Source organism: Desulfobacter curvatus DSM 3379, assembly GCF_000373985.1.
Classification (GTDB): domain Bacteria; phylum Desulfobacterota; class Desulfobacteria; order Desulfobacterales; family Desulfobacteraceae; genus Desulfobacter; species Desulfobacter curvatus.
The window spans coordinates 1-19593 of sequence record NZ_KB893085.1 but is presented as its reverse complement, the minus strand read 5'-3'; the positions used below and the strand labels follow the sequence as shown (position 1 = coordinate 19593).

At 39.5% G+C, this 19593-nt stretch carries 8 protein-coding genes and 1 pseudogene; 6 read left to right on the top strand and 3 right to left on the bottom strand.

Going from position 1 to position 19593, the window contains the following annotated elements; translation table 11 throughout:
• Nucleotides 1–130: 130 nt before the first annotated feature.
• The 3 genes from B147_RS28995 to B147_RS0119605 all read left to right on the top strand — a co-directional run bounded on the left by B147_RS28995 (nucleotide 131) and on the right by B147_RS0119605 (nucleotide 12344).
• Nucleotides 131–8059: a non-ribosomal peptide synthetase gene (locus B147_RS28995; RefSeq protein ID WP_020588913.1), complete on the top strand. Its 7929-nt coding sequence runs from the start codon at nucleotides 131–133 to the stop codon at nucleotides 8057–8059.
• Nucleotides 8060–8214: 155 nt separating this feature from the next.
• The gene (locus B147_RS29790; protein WP_169400723.1) at nucleotides 8215–10644 is read left to right on the top strand and encodes a type I polyketide synthase; all 2430 of its coding nucleotides are present in this window, start codon (nucleotides 8215–8217) and stop codon (nucleotides 10642–10644) included.
• Between the two features lie 605 nt (nucleotides 10645–11249).
• On the top strand, nucleotides 11250–12344 hold the full coding sequence (locus B147_RS0119605; RefSeq protein WP_020588910.1) for a saccharopine dehydrogenase NADP-binding domain-containing protein: 1095 nt from the start codon (nucleotides 11250–11252) through the stop codon (nucleotides 12342–12344).
• Nucleotides 12345–12549: 205 nt separating this feature from the next.
• Here the strand turns inward: B147_RS0119605 and tnpA are convergent.
• Nucleotides 12550–12876: pseudogene (gene tnpA, locus B147_RS28985) on the bottom strand (IS200/IS605 family transposase); the annotation flags it as partial.
• 84 nt (nucleotides 12877–12960) lie between these two features.
• Here tnpA and B147_RS0119590 point away from each other — a divergent pair.
• The gene (locus B147_RS0119590) at nucleotides 12961–13356 is read left to right on the top strand and encodes a putative transposase (protein WP_157237963.1); all 396 of its coding nucleotides are present in this window, start codon (nucleotides 12961–12963) and stop codon (nucleotides 13354–13356) included.
• A gap of 203 nt (nucleotides 13357–13559) precedes the next feature.
• On the opposite strand, the gene B147_RS30555 is transcribed toward B147_RS0119590, so the two are convergent.
• A complete protein-coding gene (locus B147_RS30555; RefSeq protein WP_020588906.1) occupies nucleotides 13560–14603 on the bottom strand; it encodes a helix-turn-helix transcriptional regulator in 1044 nt (347 codons plus the stop codon).
• Nucleotides 14604–14780: 177 nt separating this feature from the next.
• Between B147_RS30555 and B147_RS0119580 the strand changes: the two genes are divergently transcribed.
• Both B147_RS0119580 and B147_RS0119575 read left to right on the top strand, forming a co-directional pair.
• Nucleotides 14781–15422, top strand: coding sequence for a hypothetical protein (locus B147_RS0119580; RefSeq protein WP_020588905.1), 642 nt, complete (start codon nucleotides 14781–14783; stop codon nucleotides 15420–15422).
• A 348-nt stretch (nucleotides 15423–15770) separates the two neighbouring features.
• Nucleotides 15771–17777, top strand: a complete 2007-nt coding sequence (locus B147_RS0119575) for a TonB-dependent receptor (protein ID WP_020588904.1) — start codon at nucleotides 15771–15773, stop codon at nucleotides 17775–17777.
• A gap of 471 nt (nucleotides 17778–18248) precedes the next feature.
• On the opposite strand, the gene B147_RS29785 is transcribed toward B147_RS0119575, so the two are convergent.
• The gene (locus B147_RS29785) at nucleotides 18249–19262 is read right to left on the bottom strand and encodes a hypothetical protein (protein WP_157237962.1); all 1014 of its coding nucleotides are present in this window, start codon (nucleotides 19260–19262) and stop codon (nucleotides 18249–18251) included.
• Nucleotides 19263–19593: the final 331 nt, after the last annotated feature.

Here is a 19593-nt window from a genome sequence, read left to right as displayed (position 1 = left end):
AAGATATAGGTTAATACTATCCAAACATCTTAAAATAAGCCCGCCCCTCTTGCCTTTCAACCTTTCAAAAGAATGGGGGGGCGTCTCCCCACTCAGTCCGTTGCAAGTTCAAATAAAAAAAGGAAGTAAAATGACCACGACAAAGATACCTGATGGAATAGCTGTCATTGGAATGAGCTGCCGCCTTCCTGGTGCCGGAAATATTGATGAGTTCTGGAATAATCTAAAGAATGGCGTTGAATCTATAACTCATTTTTCAGATGAAGATTTAATAGAAGCCGGTATTGATTCATCGATTTTTAATCAATCAGATTATGTTAGAAAAGGGTTTGTAATAGAGGACGAAGATCTTTTTGATGCCTCTTTTTTTGGTTACTCTCCAAGGGAAGCACAAACCATGGATCCTCAGCAACGCTTGTTTCTCGAAACAGCATGGAAAACATTTGAAGACGCTGGTTATTCTCCTTTGGAGTACAAAGGATCTGTCGGTGTTTTTGCTGGTTCAAAAATCAGTACATATTTATTGACATATTTAAATGGAAATTCATTATCAAGCACTATTTCCGGATTTCAGACTCTTTTAGGAAACGATAAAGACTACCTTGCGACCCGTGTGTCGTATAAGTTGAATTTGAAAGGGCCAAGTGTAGCGATACAATCTGCCTGCTCAACCTCTCTTGTAGCGGTTCACATGGCTTGCGAAAATCTTCTGAGTGGGGCATGTGATATGGCGTTGGCTGGTGCTGCGGCTTTAATTGTCCCCCAAAAAGCCGGTTATCTTTATCAGGAAGGAATGGTACTTTCACCGGATGGGCATTGCTGTGCTTTTGATTCTAATGCTAGGGGAATGTCTCCGGGGAATGGTGTTGGTGCGGTCCTTTTAAAGCGACTTGAGGATGCGCTTGAAGATAAGGACTGTATCCATGCTGTTATCAGAGGATCTGCTGTCAATAATGACGGGTCCCATAAAATCGGTTATACAACACCAAGTGTTGATGGCCAGGCAAAAGTAATCAGGGAAGCAATTGCAATTGCAGGCGTGCCGGCGGAATCTATTTCTTACATTGAAACACACGGCACTGGAACTCCACTCGGGGATCCGGTAGAAATCGAAGCGCTGAATAAAGTTTTTAAATCGGAAACAGGTAAAAAAGGGTTTTGTGCAATTGGTTCAGTAAAACCCAATATAGGACATCTGGATACCGTCGCAGGAGTAGCTAGTCTCATAAAAACAGTATTATCTTTAAAAAATTCTCAAGTTCCGGCAAGTTTAAATTATGTCCATCCAAATCCTAAAATAAATTTTCAGGATTCGCCATTTTTCGTAAATTCTCAATTATCAGAATGGAAAAAAAATGGGTTCCCAAAACGCGCAGGAGTGAGTTCGTTTGGATTTGGAGGCACTAACGCCCATGTTATTCTTGAAGAAGCGCCAGAACGCTCTTCATTAACGCAAAGGCACACACTCCCTTTGCATTTGATGACTCTTTCCGCAAAAACACCAGATGCCCTTAAACAACAAATCAAGAATTATTACTTGTTTCTTGAAAAAAATACGAATCTTTCTATTGATGACATTTGTTTTACTGCCAATACCGGTAGGTCCCATTTCCAGTATCGTTTCGCCGCTATCGCTACTTCAACTGATGACTTATGTTTACAATTACTTGCTGCGACAACGGACGAAACCTCATCGACCCTGTTTAAAGGCATTGTGGATGATTTGATTAAACCAGAAGTTTCATTTGATTTATCAGAACAATTGTTTGAGTCTAACCAATTTACAGTTATCTGTTCTGACTCCCATGTGTTGAAATCCCATTATCGTCTCTCTTTATCCATGAAGGCAAGCAAGGATGATTATCTGTTGATTCTTACTGCGTTAGGAAAGCTTTATGTCAGAGGAGCAAACATTGATTGGGGATTCTTTTATCGTAACTGCAATCCCTATCGCATTCCATTGCCGACTTATCCGTTTGAGGGTAAAAAACATTGGATAGAAAACAAACATGGGTTGGCGGATGCCATATCTTTAGTAGAGGCGCCTAATGGAAGCGCCATGCCTTTTATGGGACGACAAGTGTCTTGTCCGAATCCGATTTTTCAATTTGAACTTTCGCTTTCCGCTCACTTATTTCTAAAAGCGCATAGGATACACGGGGAAATTGTTATTCCAGTTGGTGTTTTTTGGGAAATGGCGCTGGCTGCGGGTAATATCTATTTTAAGAACGAAAATGTACTTTTGAAGAACATAACCCAACACGAGGCAATGCTGATATCCGAAAATCAGCCTTCCTTAAAAATTCAACTTGTACTGGATCCAAAAGATTCAAATCATCAGAATTCAGAATTTATTATTTTTTGCAAAGAAGAATCGTCAGATCAGTCCATGGAAAACTGGAGGAAATATGTATCCGGTACTATTTCAGGTGAAACCGTCTCAGAGGACACAATTTCTTTTGAAGAAGTTAAAAATACTTGTAAGCATGCCTATCATATCTCGCAATTTATAGAAGATTTATATGCATTGGATGCTATTGCAGGTGATGATGGCAGAAGCCCCTGGCAGTTTCAGGAAATCTGGACAAGTGATAGAGATGCCCTGGCAAAAATAACATTTTTAGATACGTTTCTATCTGAAGTGAATACCTGCCAATTCCATCCTTCTATTTTTGAACCCTGCCTTCAAACCATGTTAGCCATTCCATTGAATCAAAAAGATGATGCGGTTAGAGACAAAATTTTTTTACCAATCGGTTTTGACACGATCAATTATTCGTCTACTATGTCTGAGACGGTATGGTGCCATGTCTCTATTCGTCCTGGGAAAAACTGGCGTGATTCTGGTTTTATAGTAGACTTTCAATTGTTCACGCAACAGGGAGAGGTCGTAGCACAGATGCTTGGCGCCTATATGCGACAGGCCTTAGCCAGTACGTTCTTACGGGATGCCGAAAAATCATTATGCTACAGGATTTATTGGCAAAAGTTGGATACAGAAAAAATTTTTAAAAGTCCTTTTAGATCATCTTCGCCCAGGTGTTGGCTTATCTTTGGAGACCCGGGTGGGAGTGCTGAAAAACTTGTACAATATATCCAGGCCGATGGCAGCACCTGGATCATGTTGCTTAGTGACGGTAACTTACATATTCATACTGAATATAGGGATTTTAAAGAAAAAATTGCTGTAGATGCTATCTCAAGCCAAGAAAGTTTTGAATTTATTTTCAAAGAGAAGTTCCCTGAACATAATCTGCATTGCAACGGAGTCATCCAGTGTTGGGGGGGCAAACCACCTACTTCGGATGACATGACCTCTGAAGAGATAAAGGACGGCGTTTTTTTCGTTTATTCAAGTACTGTTTATCTGCTTCGGGCCCTTGTCTCTTCGGGTCATAATGTTGACAACTTTTGTCTGTTGACCCAGGGGGCTCAAGCAGTGGCCGAAAGTGATTTAATGAATGTGGTGCAAACACCTTTATGGGGTATGCAAAAATGTCTGGAAAGAGAACATCCTGCAATGAATGTTCATATTTTTGATCTGGATTGGTCAAATAGTACAAGCCAATTCCGAATATTTTGGGACATGTTGGGGCGTGGTACAGATCAAAAAGAAATAGCTTTCAGAAATGAAAGTTTGTACGCACCAAGACTGATGCCCCTGCGTTCATCGCATAGCAACTCGCAACCACCAGTCAAAAAACTATGTTTCGATTCCAATGCCACTTATCTTATTACAGGAGGCTTTGGTGGACTTGGGCTGGAAACAGCCGGTTGGTTGGTTGAGCATGGAGCCAAACATCTGGTATTGCTTGGCAGAAGGGGGCCGGATTCACTGGCGCAGACAAAAATCAATGGACTTCAAGAAAATGGCGTCCGGATTCGGGAAGAAATAGTAGATGTTACTGATTTCAATGCACTTTTGAAAGCAATAGCCGGTGCTCGTGAATCCCTGCCCCCATTAAAAGGTGTATTCCACCTGGCTGGAATAGCAGGAGAAGGCGTTATGATTAATCAGGATCTTAGGTATGCAGAAGAAATTTTGTCGCCAAAAGTGGAAGGTGCCTGGAATCTGCATCTGATCACTCGAAAAGATTCTCTTGATTATTTTGTCCTTTATTCTTCTATTTCTTCGCTCTTGAAAGGCCATGCAGTAGGTGCATACTCAGGAGCTAATAGCTTCTTAGACTCTCTTTCACATTATCGAAGGAGGAGAGGCTTGCCTGGAATCAGTGTTAATTGGGGGCCTTTCTCTCAAGTCGGCATGGTTGCGAATGTCGAGAAAATAGCGCAATTGAAAGAAAAGATCGGACTGGAACGTTTCTATCCCTTAAAAGCGCTTGCCAATTTTATCCATGTCAAGGAATTGCCACAGGCCTGCATCGTCGATATTGATTGGACGCTTTTTTTTACCCACTCCGATATGAAAAATGATCCTTTCTTATCCTTAATCAAAGCCCGACATGGCGGAGTAGAACTAAAAAAAGAGGATTCTAATTTCCTATCAGAACTTGCAACTGTTTCACATGAAGGACGATATGAACTGCTGGTTAATTATTTGATCCGGAAGGTTTCTGAGGCCTTAGGCATAGATGTGAACGATATCTCCATTCATGATAATCTGCTTCAGATGGGGATGGACTCATTAATATTTCTTTCCCTGGCTGAAACCATCAATAACGATGCGCATGTTAAAATTGTTCCACACAAATTATTTGAAAATCCCACGATTGAAGGACTTCACAAACAGCTTTCCGAGGAGATGAAGTTTGAAAAAACACTGCATGAAAAAGATGGTAATACACCGTTTTTGATCAAACATGATTCTATTAGTCGATATGAACCATTTTGTTTGACCGATATCCAGCATGCTTATTGGGTGGGACGCAGCGGCGTTGCAGAATTAGGGAATGTTGCCTGTCATGCATATTTTGAGATAGCCGCAGAAAAACTTGACCTTGACGGTTACACGGCTGCCTGGCAGAAGACCATTGAACGTCATGAAATGCTGAGAGCAATTGTTTTGCCCGATGGTCGCCAGCAGGTATTGGAAAACGTCCCGCCATTTCAGATACATACCACAGATCTCAGAAACGAATCTTCTGACACAATCGCACAACAACAAGCATTAATCCGAGAACAAATGTCTCATCAGGTCAGACCGGCAGACCAATGGCCCTTATTTGAAGTTCGTCTTACACGGATAGACGATGAGCAAAGTTTGCTGCATATCAGTATTGATCTGATGATTGCCGACGGGTATAGTATCGTTAACCTTATGCAGGAGATTTTACAGTATTATGAATCGCCGGAACTCAGCCTTCCCCCCATTGCATGTACCTTCCGGGACTATGTCTTGGCAGAAATAAATTTTCGGGAATCAGAATTATATCAACAATCACGACAATATTGGATAGAACGTCTACCATCATTACTGCCCGGGCCTGAGCTTCCCCTTGCAAAAACACCCTCTGAATTGAAAAGCCCCCGATTTGTAAGGCGGCAAATCAGATTAGATAAGAGTATCTGGGAGAAAACACAATCATACGCAGCTAAAGCTGGGCTGACGCGTGTCAATGTGCTGCTGGCCGCCTATGCGGAAGTACTGGCGACATGGAGTAAATCACAAAAATTCACATTAAATCTTACTTTTTTCCATCGCATGCAGAGCCATCCCCAGATCAATGAGGTTATAGGGGATTTTACCTCTCTGATTCTTTTACAAATGAATGTTAGCCATGATATTTCGTTTAGGGAACGTGCCAGGCAGATGCAAGAACAATTATGGAAAGATATAGAATTCCGTTATTTCAGCGGAGTGCGGGTGTTACAGGAACTGTCCCGTAAAAATCAGGGGGGAGAGAGAACCCTGATGCCGGTGATATTCACCAGTAACTTGGGATTCGATAATATCAGGCAGGAAAGCACCGGACTATTATTCCCTGGAGAAGTGGTTTACAGTATCTCTCAAACTCCCCAGGTATGGATAGATAACCAGGTATCCGAAGATAAAGATGACTTGGTCATTGTCTGGGATGCAGTGGAAGATCTTTTTCCTGAAAGCGTGCTGGACGACATGTTCAACGCGTACCATTTGTTGCTTAGCCGTCTTTCAGAATCCGAGGAAGCCTGGCATACAAATGCTAACTTGCTGCCGGAATACCAAGTTCTGCAACGTGAGCAGTTTAATTCCACAATACAGCCTCTTTCATCAGAAACATTAAACAGCCTTTTTGCAAAACAGGCAAAAACACAGGCGGAACAATTTGCTCTGGTCACTTCGTCTGTCCGCATTAGCTATAAGGACTTACATCATCGGTCCATGGCTATTGCCTCCCTGCTTATAAATCATGGCGTTGCCCCTAATACCCTTATCGCTGTAGTCATGGAAAAGGGGTGGGAACAGGTGGTTGCTGTTCTGGGTATTTTAGAGGCTGGGGCCGCTTATCTGCCGATAGATCCAACTGTGCCTGAAAAAAGGTTCTCACATCTTCTAAATGACGGTGAAGTCAGATTAGTACTAACTCAGTCCTGGCTGGATCAAAAATTGACATGGCCTGAAGATATAAAAGTTTTTTTTGTTGATACACAGGACTATACCCAACAACATATTGCTTCCGCCCGGATAACACAATCACCTGACGATTTGGCCTATGTCATTCACACTTCCGGCTCAACTGGACTTCCCAAAGGTGTGATGATTGATCATAAAGGCGCGGTTAATACCATCCTTGACATCAACAAGCGCTTTCATGTTACCCAAAAAGATGTGGTGTTTGCCCTGTCCAATTTGAATTTTGATCTTTCTGTTTATGATATTTTCGGGACGTTGGCCGCAGGCGGCACCATCGTTATGCCTGATGCTTCAGAGACAAAAAATCCGAGTCATTGGTTAGATTTGATAAATTTGGAAAAAGTCACAATATGGAATTCAGTTCCAATGTTAATGGAAATGCTTTTGGAGCATGTATCAGGAAACGCTGTTTCTATAGCTGAATCACTACGTTTGTGCCTATTGAGTGGAGATTGGATACCTCTTGAACTACCTGAAAAGATAAGAGTTATTTTAAAAAAAGCTCTGCCGGTAAGCTTAGGTGGCGCAACTGAAGCATCTATTTGGTCTATCCTGTACCCAATAGATAAAGTTAATTCAGAATGGAAAAGCATACCATATGGACGCCCCATGATGAATCAACAATTTTATGTTTTAAATGAGAATATGGAAGTATGTCCGAACTGGGTGACAGGCGATCTTTATATCGGTGGAATTGGGCTGGCTAAAGGTTATTGGAAAGATAAAGAAAAAACGGAATCAAGCTTTATCATTCATCCTGAAACCAGGCATCGATTATATCGTGCCGGTGATTTGGGAAGATATTTGCCTGATGGAAATATAGATTTTTTAGGCAGAGAGGATTTTCAGGTTAAGGTCAGCGGTTACCGAATTGAGTTAGGGGAAATTGAAGCTGTAATGAAACAGCATCCTGGTGTCAAAGATTCAGTCGTAATTGTTGTTGATGAATCGAATAAAAAGAAGTTTTTAGTTGGTTATGTAGTCCCTGTTAAGAATTATGATTTTTCCATAGAGGAGCTAATGGCGTACATGAAAAGTCAACTGTCCGACTACATGGTTCCTGTAGCTTTGAAGAAACTGGAGACATTGCCGCTAACCCCAAGCGGTAAAATTAATCGTAAAAGTCTACCCATCTTTGACAAAGCAGATCAGAGGTTAAGAAGGTCTTATGTAGCTCCTGAAAATGAATTGGAAGAAAAAATAGTAAGGATTGTTCAGGAAGTACTTACAATCAAAGAAGCAAGCACCCACGACAGCTTTTTCAATATGGGAGCTAACTCTCTGGATATTATAAAAATACATAACGTTTTAGTAAAAGAAATGCCACAGAGCATTTCAGTATTAGATTTTTTTGAACATTCAACAATCCAAGATTTAGCTCAATATATTATCAATAGTCGCAAAACAAATAAAAATTCTGATTCAAAAAGTCTGAAAAGAGCAAATGCGCGTAAGGCCGCAACTATAAAAAAGAAAAAACGATAAGCTATTGATCGGTTTTCATCCAGGCCAGGTGGTTAAAATAATTTTAAACAAGAATAGTGCCATAGCATGAGGGGCGTAAATAGGAAGTCCTATGATTCCAGCACCCTACAATATATAGTCTAAAATTGGGGCTAAACAGAAGAGGGATTATGCTTATGTACAAAACTGAAGATTTTGATGATATTGAATCGATAGCCATTATAGGCATGAGTTGTCGATTCCCCGATGCAAATAATATTAATGAATTTTGGGATAACCTGAAAAATGGTAAAGAATCTATTTCTTTTTTTAAGGAAGACGAATTATTAAATGCGGGACTTGACAAAGATTTAGTAAATGATCCTTTTTATATTAAAACTGCATGTATTATTAATGATATAGATATGTTTGATCCTTCTTTTTTTGGTTACACTGATACGGAAGCCGAATTGATTGATCCACAACAACGTATCTTCTTAGAATGTGCATATGAGGCATTCGAAGATGCTGGGTATTCGCTTCAATCATATGATGGTGCCATAGGAGTGTTTGGAGGTATGAGGACAAGCGGATATGCAAAGGTATTAAATGTTCTTTTTGAACGTCCGGGAACATCACGTACTTTTGAAGCAACTCTTGGAACGGCAGTAGATCAAATTTGTCTCAGAGTATCAGATACCTTAGATTTAAAAGGGCCGAGTGTTGGTATTCAAACAGGGTGTTCAACTTCTATTGTCGCGACTCATATGGCTTGTGAAAGCCTTAGAAGCGGAGAATGTGATATGGCTTTAGCTGGTGCATCTGCGTTATATATACCACAAAAGCAGGGCTATTTATATGATGATAAGATGATAACATCACCGGAAGGGAGGTGCAAAGTTTTTGACGCTAATGCGCAGGGTACAATACCCGGTAACGGCGTAGGAATCGTTTTTCTCAAGCGCCTGTCTGATGCGATTGAAGATCGAGATCATATTTATGCAGTTATCAGAGGGAGTGCTGTTAATAATGACGGTTCTTCAAAAATGAGATACCAGGCACCGAGCAGCATAGAAGGACAAAGACTTGTTATTGAAGAAGCATTGTTGATCTCAAATGTCAATCCCGAATCCTTAACATATGTAGAGGCCAATGGAATTGGAACTTTGCTTGGTGATTCTATGGAAATCGAAGCTCTTACTCGAGCTTTTCAAACACAAACAGATAAAGGAAACTTTTGTGGTATCGGTTCCGTGAAAGCGAATATAGGGCATCTCTCTAATGCGGCAGGGATTGCATCCCTTATCAAGGCCGCATTATCATTGAAAAATAAACAACTTCCTCCCAGTCCGAATTGTAACACGCCGAACCCCCAACTTCAGGGAACTCCTTTTTATGTTCTTCAAAAATGTTTGGAATGGAAAACAAATAGTTTGCCAAGGCGTGTGGGTATAAACTCTTTTGCCATCGGTGGTACTAATTCCCATATGATTTTAGAAGAAGCACCTTCAGTTCCACAAAAAGAGGGGAAAAAAAGGGACGGTTTTTTTTACATCTTTACTATTTCGGCAAAAAGTGAAAACGCTTTGAAAGATTTAGTATCAAGGTATTTAACCTTTTTTAAAAAGAATCAGCACTGTTCTATTGAGGATATTTGTTTTACGTCTAATATAGGAAGATCTCACTATCCTTTTCGTCTCGCGGTGGTAGCAGATTCAAAAGAGAATCTATACGAACAATTAAGTGCTTCAAGTTCTGAAATAAAGCAGGTTTCTGGTCTTGCACGATTTAAAAAAGAACGGGTCGCTCCCAAAATTGCTTTCCTTTTTTCCGATGTCATTGGTCGTGAATTCGTTCCAGTAAGCCGCTTTTTTTATGATAGAATACCACAATTCAGAAAAGCTATTGATCGGTGCGCGGCCATTCTGAGAAAATATCATGGTAAATTGCTTATAGATGACCTTTATAGAAATTATAGTAAGGATGCAAATACTTACGCGCAAACCACAATTTTTGCAATTGAATATGCTCTGTATCAAATGTGGAATTCATGGGGGATTACTCCGTCTGTTATCATGGGGCACGGTATTGGTGAATATGTCGCTGCATGTGTTGCGGGTATTTTTAGCGTCGATGATGCTTTAAAATTATGTTTTAGTATTGAAAATAATAGCAGCTTTCTTGTATTAAGCAATATCATTGATAAAATGACACTGGCTTCTCCTACAGTTGAAATGATTTCGCCCGATACTGGATGTTTAATGGGAAAAACTGAAAATAATATGAAAAATTACTGGGCGCGCAAGCATACAAAATCTGTTGAATTGAATGTTGAATGGAATTTTTTCAAAGAACAAAGCATAAATTCGTTTATTATAATCGGCCCTGATAATTTATTTTTTAACGAATGGCAGAAAAATAATATGCAAAAAAACAGTATGGCTCTCCAATCTTTTAGTAAAAATCAAAATGAATGGCAAAAAATATTATGGTATTTGGGGAATATATATGTCAGAGGAATGGATATTGACTGGAATGAATTTGTAAAAGGATGCACATATAAACGCATTTCTCTCCCAACATATCCTTTTCAAAAAAAGCGATGTTGGTTTGATTGTAAAAAGTAGAAACATCATTTTGATTATAATAACTCAGTAATGTCCGGTTAGGTTCTTGCATTTGCGACTTGATTCGTTCTTTGACATTGAAAAAGAACGACTATCGGCTGTAATGCTACAGAAGGAAATAACTGTCTGCCAAGACGAGACGTTCCATCCAGAAACATGTCGCGTCGCCATTGAACCGGACTCCAACTTCATCCTTCTGGAAAAGTATACTAACAGCAGGAAGGCCTCGGAATGGACGGAATCCATGGAAGAAGCCACACAGGGACTTTTAATAACGGTGGTACAGTCAACCATTGATGAGGGCAAAGGGATTCTTCACCATGTCAAAAGTGATTTGGGTGTTCTGCGGTCTACCCCATGGGTCGCGATTACTTTTCTATTCTCTGTCTTATTTTGGAGTTTCAAATATTTTGTAACCGGTTTAAGTGTTATAGCCCCTCACGGGATGTCGTTTTTTACATGCGATAACCCTGGCACTATCCCCCCCCATGTTTCGGATTGGGCTTGAGGACAATCTTTTCTGTGATGATTCGAGAGAGGAAGTTTAAGTCATTCTTTTGTAAAAAGCACCTGCTCAATGTGGGCTAAAAAAATAGAGGAATTGTATGACTCGTGAAATAATTATAGGGGTAATTGGAGGATATGGGCAAATTGGCCTTGAGGTCGTAAAATCACTATTGAAAACTACTAACAGTACGATTATTATCGCTGGTCGAAAAAAGGGGAGGGGGATAGTTGATTGCAATAATAACTCAAGAGTTTCTTATGAAATGCTTGATATTAATGATCCTCAAAAATTGAGCTTATTTTGCAATAAATGTGAGATCATAATGAATTGTGCAGGCCCCGCGACAAAAGTGTCTAAAAAGATATCTTTTTCTGCACTTAAACAAAAAAAACATTATATTGATTTAGGGGGTTGTAGTTCCTTATATCGTGATCTTATTCAAAAAAATAGTATAATAAAATCTCAATGTCTTACATTTGTTTTATCTGCAGGTATGTTTCCAGGAATATTTGAAATTTTTCCGATTTATATTGCAAGAAAGCATTTTTCAAATATCAATTCATTAGAATATTATTTTGCCTGCTTAGATAGAATTACATTTAGTGCAGCTTATGATATGGTTGTGGAAATTTTTGAAAGACCGAATGCTGGTCTGGATAAAACCGATCAGCCCCAAACAGTATTCAGAGGTAGTAACGAAATAACACTACCAGATCCTGTAGGGAAAATTACAGGACATTCATTTTATAATGAAGAAACTCATCAGATAGTAAAGGCTTTAAATTCAAAAACAGCTCTTTTTTACAGTACTTTCTGTGGTGAAATGACTCGTAAATCTCTATTTGAAATATCTATGATAAAAAAGTATGATGAGTCAAATATTGTTGATTTGTCAAATCAACTCGTACAGGCTTCTGAAATAGATGTTAAAAAAAATAAATCGTATGCTATGTTTTATTTAATTCTATCTGGTGAAAGTGAAGGTAGATTGAAAAAAGTTATTTCAACGCTAAGTGTGAATCAGTCTCATCGACTTAGCGGGATCGTTGCTGCAACAGTTGCCAAATTGATTATTAGTGGGAAACTCGAAAAACATGGATGTTTTGCTCTCCACGAATCAAACAATATTAATGAATTTATAGAATTGCTAATGCAACAAGGTATCATACTTGATGAAAGACAAATTTTGTAGCGGTTTTCGCCATGATTATTGGGAAAAATGGATGAACAAAAAAGCTTATCTGCTGGAAGAGATAGAGCAGTATGAATCAGAGGTAGCCTCTATAAAAACCAAACTAAACAACCACCGACTATAAGTCGGTGGGTTTAAATCAAGTGCTGAAAGCACGGATACGGGTCATAAGACCCGTCAGGATTCAGTTTTGAAGTTATCATTAATAACCGCGTGCCCAGAAATGACGGCCCCAATATCGTTTTTTGATCATGGGAAATTCCTGGAAAAGTTTGCTCGATGTCCGGCCTTTGATTCGACGCATAATTTCACTCGGTGCCATAGTTGGCGGTGCCGACACGAGGATATGAACATGATCTTTGCTGACAACACCTTTAATGATGCTGATTTCAAAGGCTTCACAGGTTTGCCGAACAAGCTCTCTCACTCTAAGTGCGACACCACCTGTTAACACATGATAACGATACTTGGTGACCCAAACAAAATGATACTCAATATTAAAAACTGTATGACTCCCATATCGATATTCCATAAGTCCTCCTTACGTTGAGGCATAATGAATATCAAAATGGGAGTGATAAATCTATCCGCCTAAAGGCGGAGGTTTTAACCTTATTTGAGACTAATAAAAAAGACTCCGAAGCATATCACCTGGGAAAAATTAGAAGAGCAAGATAAATTTTTCCACTTGCTTCCTGGTCGAAAACGTTTGATGGATACCATAAAGATGATTGCATATCGGGCAGAAACTTCAATGTCCGGTATTTTGAAAAACTCAACGTTGGACATGGCTGCATCGCGGCGCTTGTTACAGGATCTATATGTAACGGAGGCAGACATCCTGCCGGACGCTAAAAACAACGTGTTGACCGTGAAAGTTCATAATGCCTCAAAGCCGGCAGCAAATGAAGCCCTCAAACGACTGTTTAAGGAACTGAACGCCTCCGAAATTCATTACCCCGGCACTGAGATGCGGATAAAATATGTACTTGCAGCCTCAAGCGATGCGTAGGAAAAATATCAGCGACGAGGAGTCACCAATTCTTCACAGAGGTAAAGAGTCCTGATCTTAAAGTAAAGCTTTCTTTTGCATTCCTGACAACGACCAGACTGAATCCACAACACATTCCAAAATTTATTTTTGCAAAACAGGGGCAGATTTCCAGGTATCTAATAGTCTAATAGGGGACAGACCACGATTAATTTGCTCTTGATTCATTTCAGGCAGGCGCATGGAGAAATGCCGTAATGCTTTTTAAAGGCTTTACTAAAATGACTCGGACTGGAGAAACCGACAAGGTAAGCGGCTTCGGAAACATTGCATTCCCGGTTGGTAAGTAGTTTACGTGCGTTTTCGAGACGAATGATACGCAGATAACCGAACGGGCATTCGCCATATATGTCTTTAAAGCCCTGGATAAGCTGGTTGTGATTGAGACCAACTTTACGGGCAAGTTCCAGTAATTTTGGCGGACTTTCCATTTTATTCTTAAGGATTTCGGATGCGTATAATATTTTATCTTCTTTGTAACCAATAGGCTTCTTCTTATGTTTTTCTTCACTTAAATGCTCAAGCTGCCGAAGCTGTAAAGCCATCAGTTCAAGCGCTTTAGCCTCCAGATAAAGCCTGTCGTTGGGATTCTTCAAGTACGAGTTCAGCATTTGACGGCTACAGGTTATCTGGGCGAAGTCCAGTTTTTTTGACCGGCCAGGTTCCTTACGTTTCTTCTCCGAAAGATAGTCCAGGCGATCCATCATTTCCATTAGCTCGGCACTGCTTTTCCCTGTTAATTTTAACATCACGGCAGGAGGCATACATACCCCAATAATTCGAATCTGTTCAAATCTGTTGACTGTCATCGAAAGGCCGAGTTTGAACCCTGGTAACCCAATATTTGAATAGTTAGGGCCCAGGGGAGTTCGTGGTTTTGCGTATGAGAAATGTTGGATGCCGGATAAACAGGAGATAAAGACAGCATAGGGGAACGGTTTAGAAAGGGGTTCCTTAAATATAAATTTACCATCTCTGTATAAGGAATAATTAGAAAAATCCAAAATTATATCGTTCTGTAAGAACACTGCCCCAGATAAAAAGCCGGTTCCATAAATAGGATTTATGGGAACTGTCGAGGGTTGTGCTGTTTCAGTCCAGCATGGCAAACATCCCATTAATTTTGATAACGGCAGTGAGGTTGGACTATTCAAAAAGATTTCTCCCGCAAAATGAATCAATCGCTTAACAAAGTGAATCAGATGCATGCACCTTCTTTTCAAATACGCTAAATTTTTATAAACCTCAATATAATTTTGGTTTAGCTAATAATATTATAGTCTATATATTTTTGCTGTTTTGTTCTTTCAAAGCTTAACTTAGTTCGCCGTGGAGCAGTGTGATATCAAAATGTAATTTTTAATTTATCCCTAAGGAGACGTAAAATGAGAAAAAAACTGACCATTTCCCTATTTCTGATTGTTATACATTTTTCCAGCGCAGTATTTGCCGCAGATAAGGAAAAGGAGAACATCATCGACCTCACGCCATGGAAAGGAAACAATGTATCCAATATTAAACTTTACGACAGTGAAGCCGGAGAAAGGTTTTTTGAAGAAGTGATGGAATATGCGCCCAAGGGGTATACAAAAAAAATGGTAAAAGACTTTTTTTACAACATGTTTTCCCTGAAATTTAAATCCCTGAGCGTTGTGGATGAAAATACGATCATCATCGACAACAAAATCACCGGGGATTATGTCCATGTCGGTAGCCTCAGTACAAAAGCTGGGAAACATGATATCACCTGGCACATTTTTAAAACCGATTCAAAAGAAATGAGCCAGGCCGGATTTAAATATTTTCTTTTTCTCCCGTTTCACGGGCACGGCAAGGGTTCTTTCAGGCATGCACATCTCAGGTATGGCAATGAAAATTTTGATTTCCTGGTGACGGACCCTTCGGTCCAATCGTGGTGGCCCGCCGTTTATCAGCCGACAGAAACCGATGAAGCCAAAGTGATGGCGCAGATGACCAAAATAGCAAAGTTGCAGGCAACAATGCTGCCGCCGTTAAAAAGGCAATAAACGAGTTGGCAGGAGAAGTAATGGATTAAGGGATGGAAATTCTACCTCGTGTTTGAACGAAAAATCACCCATCTGCGGCGTTGCATAAAAAATTGAAATTCTCACAACCAATAGGTTGCTCCGGTTTCAAATTTTATGGCTTTGCATCTGGACAACTTTTCGTCCAAACACAGGTTTTCATTAAGGCACTATCTCTATCAATCAATAGAAAAGTAGATGGAGATGCATCGGAAAAAAGTTCTTATGCACCTCTAACTTATGGTTGTCCTTTATCTTTACGCCTTATGTAGTTTCGGGGGGCTAAATAAGTTAATATCTTAAAACTAAGAAATGGATCAAAGAGAAGAAATGAAAAGAATTGAAAAAGGATTAAAAAAACTGAAAAGAAAAATAGCTTTAATTGCTGTTGCTTCACTTATACTTTCACAAAACATTTATGCTGATGAGAATCCTCAAAAATTAGATAGTATAACCGTAACGGCACAAAAAACAGAGGAGAATATACAGGAGGTCCCCATCTCCATGACAGTATTTGATGAGGTTACAATTGAAGATAAAAAAATAGAATCAATTAAAGATATAGCACCATATACTTCAAATTTTGTTCTACTGGACAAAGGGTCAGGATATTCTGCACCCTCTATACGGGGTATTTCTAACACAATTACTACACTATCATCAAATAATATGAGTGTAATGGTTGATGGGATTCCGGTATCATATTCACATGGATTTAATGAAACTTTGATGGATATAGAAAGGGTTGAAGTTTTAAAAGGACCTCAAGGGACACTCTATGGAAAAGAGGCGCAAGCTGGAGTTATCAACGTTATCACTAAAAAGCCTGATAACGAAACTATGGGGAAAATAGGTGTTGAGCTTGGTGAGGATAATAAAAGACAATATACTTTAAGTGTAAATGGTCCAATTGTAGAAGATAAACTATTTGTAGGCGTATCGGCAAAACACTATGAAAAAGATGGCTTTGTAAAAAATACGCTTCTTGGAGAATACAATGATAAAGAAAATAACTATGGAAAAGCTCATTTAAGATACACGCCAAGTGACAATCTTGAAATGTCTTTGATCTCATCTAAACTAAAATATGACAATAAAGGTAAAGATTATGTTGGTGCTATCATTAGTGCAGGTGATAGAAGTCTAAGTACAGATGTGTTAGGTTATGATAAATCTAGTATAACATCTCATGCCCTCAAAGTATCTTATGATATAAATGATTATCTTTTAGAATCAATTACAACCTATCGAAATATAAAAACAGATGCTTTACGAGCCAGTGCGAATTATGATCATGATCATAATGAAGAACATGATAAGTATGCACAAGAATTTAGAATAAGTAATAGTAGCGATCCTTTTAAATGGGTAGCAGGAGTTTATACCGATAAAGATGAAGATGAAAATTCATCAAGTTATATTTATCCTACTTTTGTATCCCCTGTTAGGACAACAGAAGAAAGTGACTCTGTGGGAGTTTTTATCCATACGGATTATGCGATCAATGATAAATTTTCTTTTATCTCGGGCGTTAGATATGATAAAGATAATAAAGAGTACGAAGATAAAACAACAAATACAAAACTAGAATTATCCAATAATGAAATCTCTCCAAAAGTCTCTTTAAAATATCAACATAATCAAGAGAGTATGTATTATACAACCATCTCAAAAGGGTACCGTGCAGGAGGTTTTTGGACTTATGCGCCAAGTGGTTATTCACCACAATATGATGAAGAAACTTTATGGAACTATGAGATAGGAGCTAAAAACTCATTTTTTGATAATAGACTTATTGTAAACGCTGCGATTTTTTATATGAAAATAGATGATATGCAAGTAAAAGTTCATCCTATTGCTGGTTCAACTCAAGCATACATAGATAATGCAGCGAAAGCGACTTCAAAAGGTTTTGAAATAGAACTCCAGGGAAAATTAACCGATACGATAGAACTTTTTGGAACTTACGGATATACTAATGTTACCTTTGATGATTATAAAGATTCAAATGGTGATTATAGCGGTAATAAAAATATTTTTGCTCCGGAATATAACTATAGTATAGGCATTCAATATCGGGATACAAACGGGTATTTTGCAAGAGTTGATGTAAACGGGTACGGTGAAACATATTTTGATAAAGAAAATGAGAATAGCAGAGATGCTTATCATCTTGTAAATGCAAAGATAGGATATGAAACCGAACATTATGATATTTATTTATATGGTAAAAATATTTTTGATAAAGAGTATAACTCTGTTAGTATGTTTGGTGGTGGTGGCATTATATATTCTCCACCAAGAGAGATCGGTGTACAACTAACATATAGATTTTAAAATTCCTACTGGCTTCCCTATCTGGTGCCCGGTATTTTCCTCATCTGAGCGCAGACGCGCAAATTGATGGATTGATGACCAAGAAAGATGAGGGAGGAGATACATTCATTTGACTATTTTTTTTAAGGCATACTCAGGAAGGTTGGCACTGGGCTTCAACTATTCCAATATGTATTTTTAGTCTTGAGTTCTCAACATCATGGAACCCTATGCGGCCCTTTGCATTGTGAGGATGCTCTCAAGGCTCAAGGCCTCCGACATGATTCCTAAAGCGACTGCCGGAACTTTTCCGGTAGTCCAATGAGGTCGAACATAATTGTGTATGATTTGATGCATGCCTATCCGGTTAGCACAGGCCACTTTGTTTTTCACCAGACTGAAAGTCTGTGGGCTTGTGTAAACGGCTGTCGGTTGGAGACTGTCTACACAAACAGCAATCTTTCAGTGCACTGAACAAAATGCCAACCTGTATTAACCGGATAGGCATGATTTGATGAACATCCAGGGTTCGTTGTAAGCCATGCTTTGTTTTCGCGTATGTGTTTGTTTTTCTCCTAAAAGTGCTGTTTCTTCTTCTTGATGCAGCATTTTGAGCCTCAAGATGGTTAGCGTGGATTTCATTTTTTGCCAAGCTTTGATCCGTGTCAGGGTGTTCCCGCTGAGTTGCTTGATATTTGGACGTTTGCGGCCTTTTTTTCGTTTTTGATCACCCTTATTTTTCACACGTACCTTGACTCCTTTGGGCAGCGTTTTTGGGGGGCGTCCAGCTTTTCCTGTTTTCAAGACTTCCGAACATAAGTCAAACAGCATGTTGCCATACCGTCTTTCTCCATCTGAAAGAAAAGTCAGGTCTTTGGTACGACCAACATATTTGCACACGGTTTTCATAACCGATTTAAATAATGCGGTATTTTTATTGCCACATCGTTGGTCTACAATGAAGCGACTGGCTCGCTCCATGATGACTGCGGTCCACCCTTTGGAGTCCGAAGGCTCGGTGCGCTTTCCCACCATGGTATATAGCTCATCCCCTTCAAATGTGAGGGAAACAAATTCATGACAAAAGGAATACAACATCAGCGTTTCTTTTTGGTCGCCAAACCGTTGCTCCCAGCGGGCAATGGTGCCCTTATGCGATTCCAATACCCGACCGGTTGCCCGAAGGCCAAGCCCCTCGCTACGAAGCAGCAGTGCTGATGCAACTTTGCTGATTGGTGTCTTCAAATTTTCCATGGCTGCATTGATAGTTTCAGCAAATAAACGATTGCAGGTTTTACATCGAATCAGATGTCGAGAACCATTATGTACCGTATTGTAAATCCTGAAAAGAGTTGTGTCCAATGAGCTGCAGCTTGGGCATTTGTGGGCGTTTTGAGGTTTCATGGTGACTATAAAACATAAAACCAGCGTTTTGAGAAGAGAGAAGGGCTTGAATTGTTGAAGCCCAGTGCCCTCCACTATCATCCTAGATAAAACCATTAACATAGATTTTACCTGGGAAGTTGAACTGGGGGAGTGGACTTAAAAGTCCTCCCTGTTCAAGTCATTGATCAGATTCAAATATTGTAACCTAAAAAATGCAGCGTCTAAGCTAAGTCAAAAGGACAGAGCCCGTGGCCTCACCATTAGACAATTTTGTACCCCAAAAAGAGGCAAATTTCATTAAAATCGAGTCAGTATTGCTAATGCCCCCCCTCCAGTAGCTGATTCTTGATTCCAAACGACTATCAAAAGCGTAGCTTAGGTATACCAATCCATTGGCTCAGTTGTCTCTTTAAATTTTTTACGCCGCAGATGGCTCGGTCAAATAAATTCC

What these genes read in the sequence shown, in the direction of transcription:
- B147_RS28995 (WP_020588913.1), top strand. Translation starts at nt 131, where the DNA reads ATGACCACGACAAAGATACCTGATGGAATAGCTGTCATTGGAATGAGC.
- B147_RS29790 (WP_169400723.1), top strand. Translation starts at nt 8,215, where the DNA reads ATGTACAAAACTGAAGATTTTGATGATATTGAATCGATAGCCATTATA.
- B147_RS0119605 (WP_020588910.1), top strand. Translation starts at nt 11,250, where the DNA reads ATGACTCGTGAAATAATTATAGGGGTAATTGGAGGATATGGGCAAATT.
- B147_RS30555 (WP_020588906.1), bottom strand. Translation starts at nt 14,603, where the DNA reads ATGCATCTGATTCACTTTGTTAAGCGATTGATTCATTTTGCGGGAGAA.
- B147_RS0119580 (WP_020588905.1), top strand. Translation starts at nt 14,781, where the DNA reads ATGAGAAAAAAACTGACCATTTCCCTATTTCTGATTGTTATACATTTT.
- B147_RS0119575 (WP_020588904.1), top strand. Translation starts at nt 15,771, where the DNA reads ATGAAAAGAATTGAAAAAGGATTAAAAAAACTGAAAAGAAAAATAGCT.
- B147_RS29785 (WP_157237962.1), bottom strand. Translation starts at nt 19,262, where the DNA reads ATGTTAATGGTTTTATCTAGGATGATAGTGGAGGGCACTGGGCTTCAA.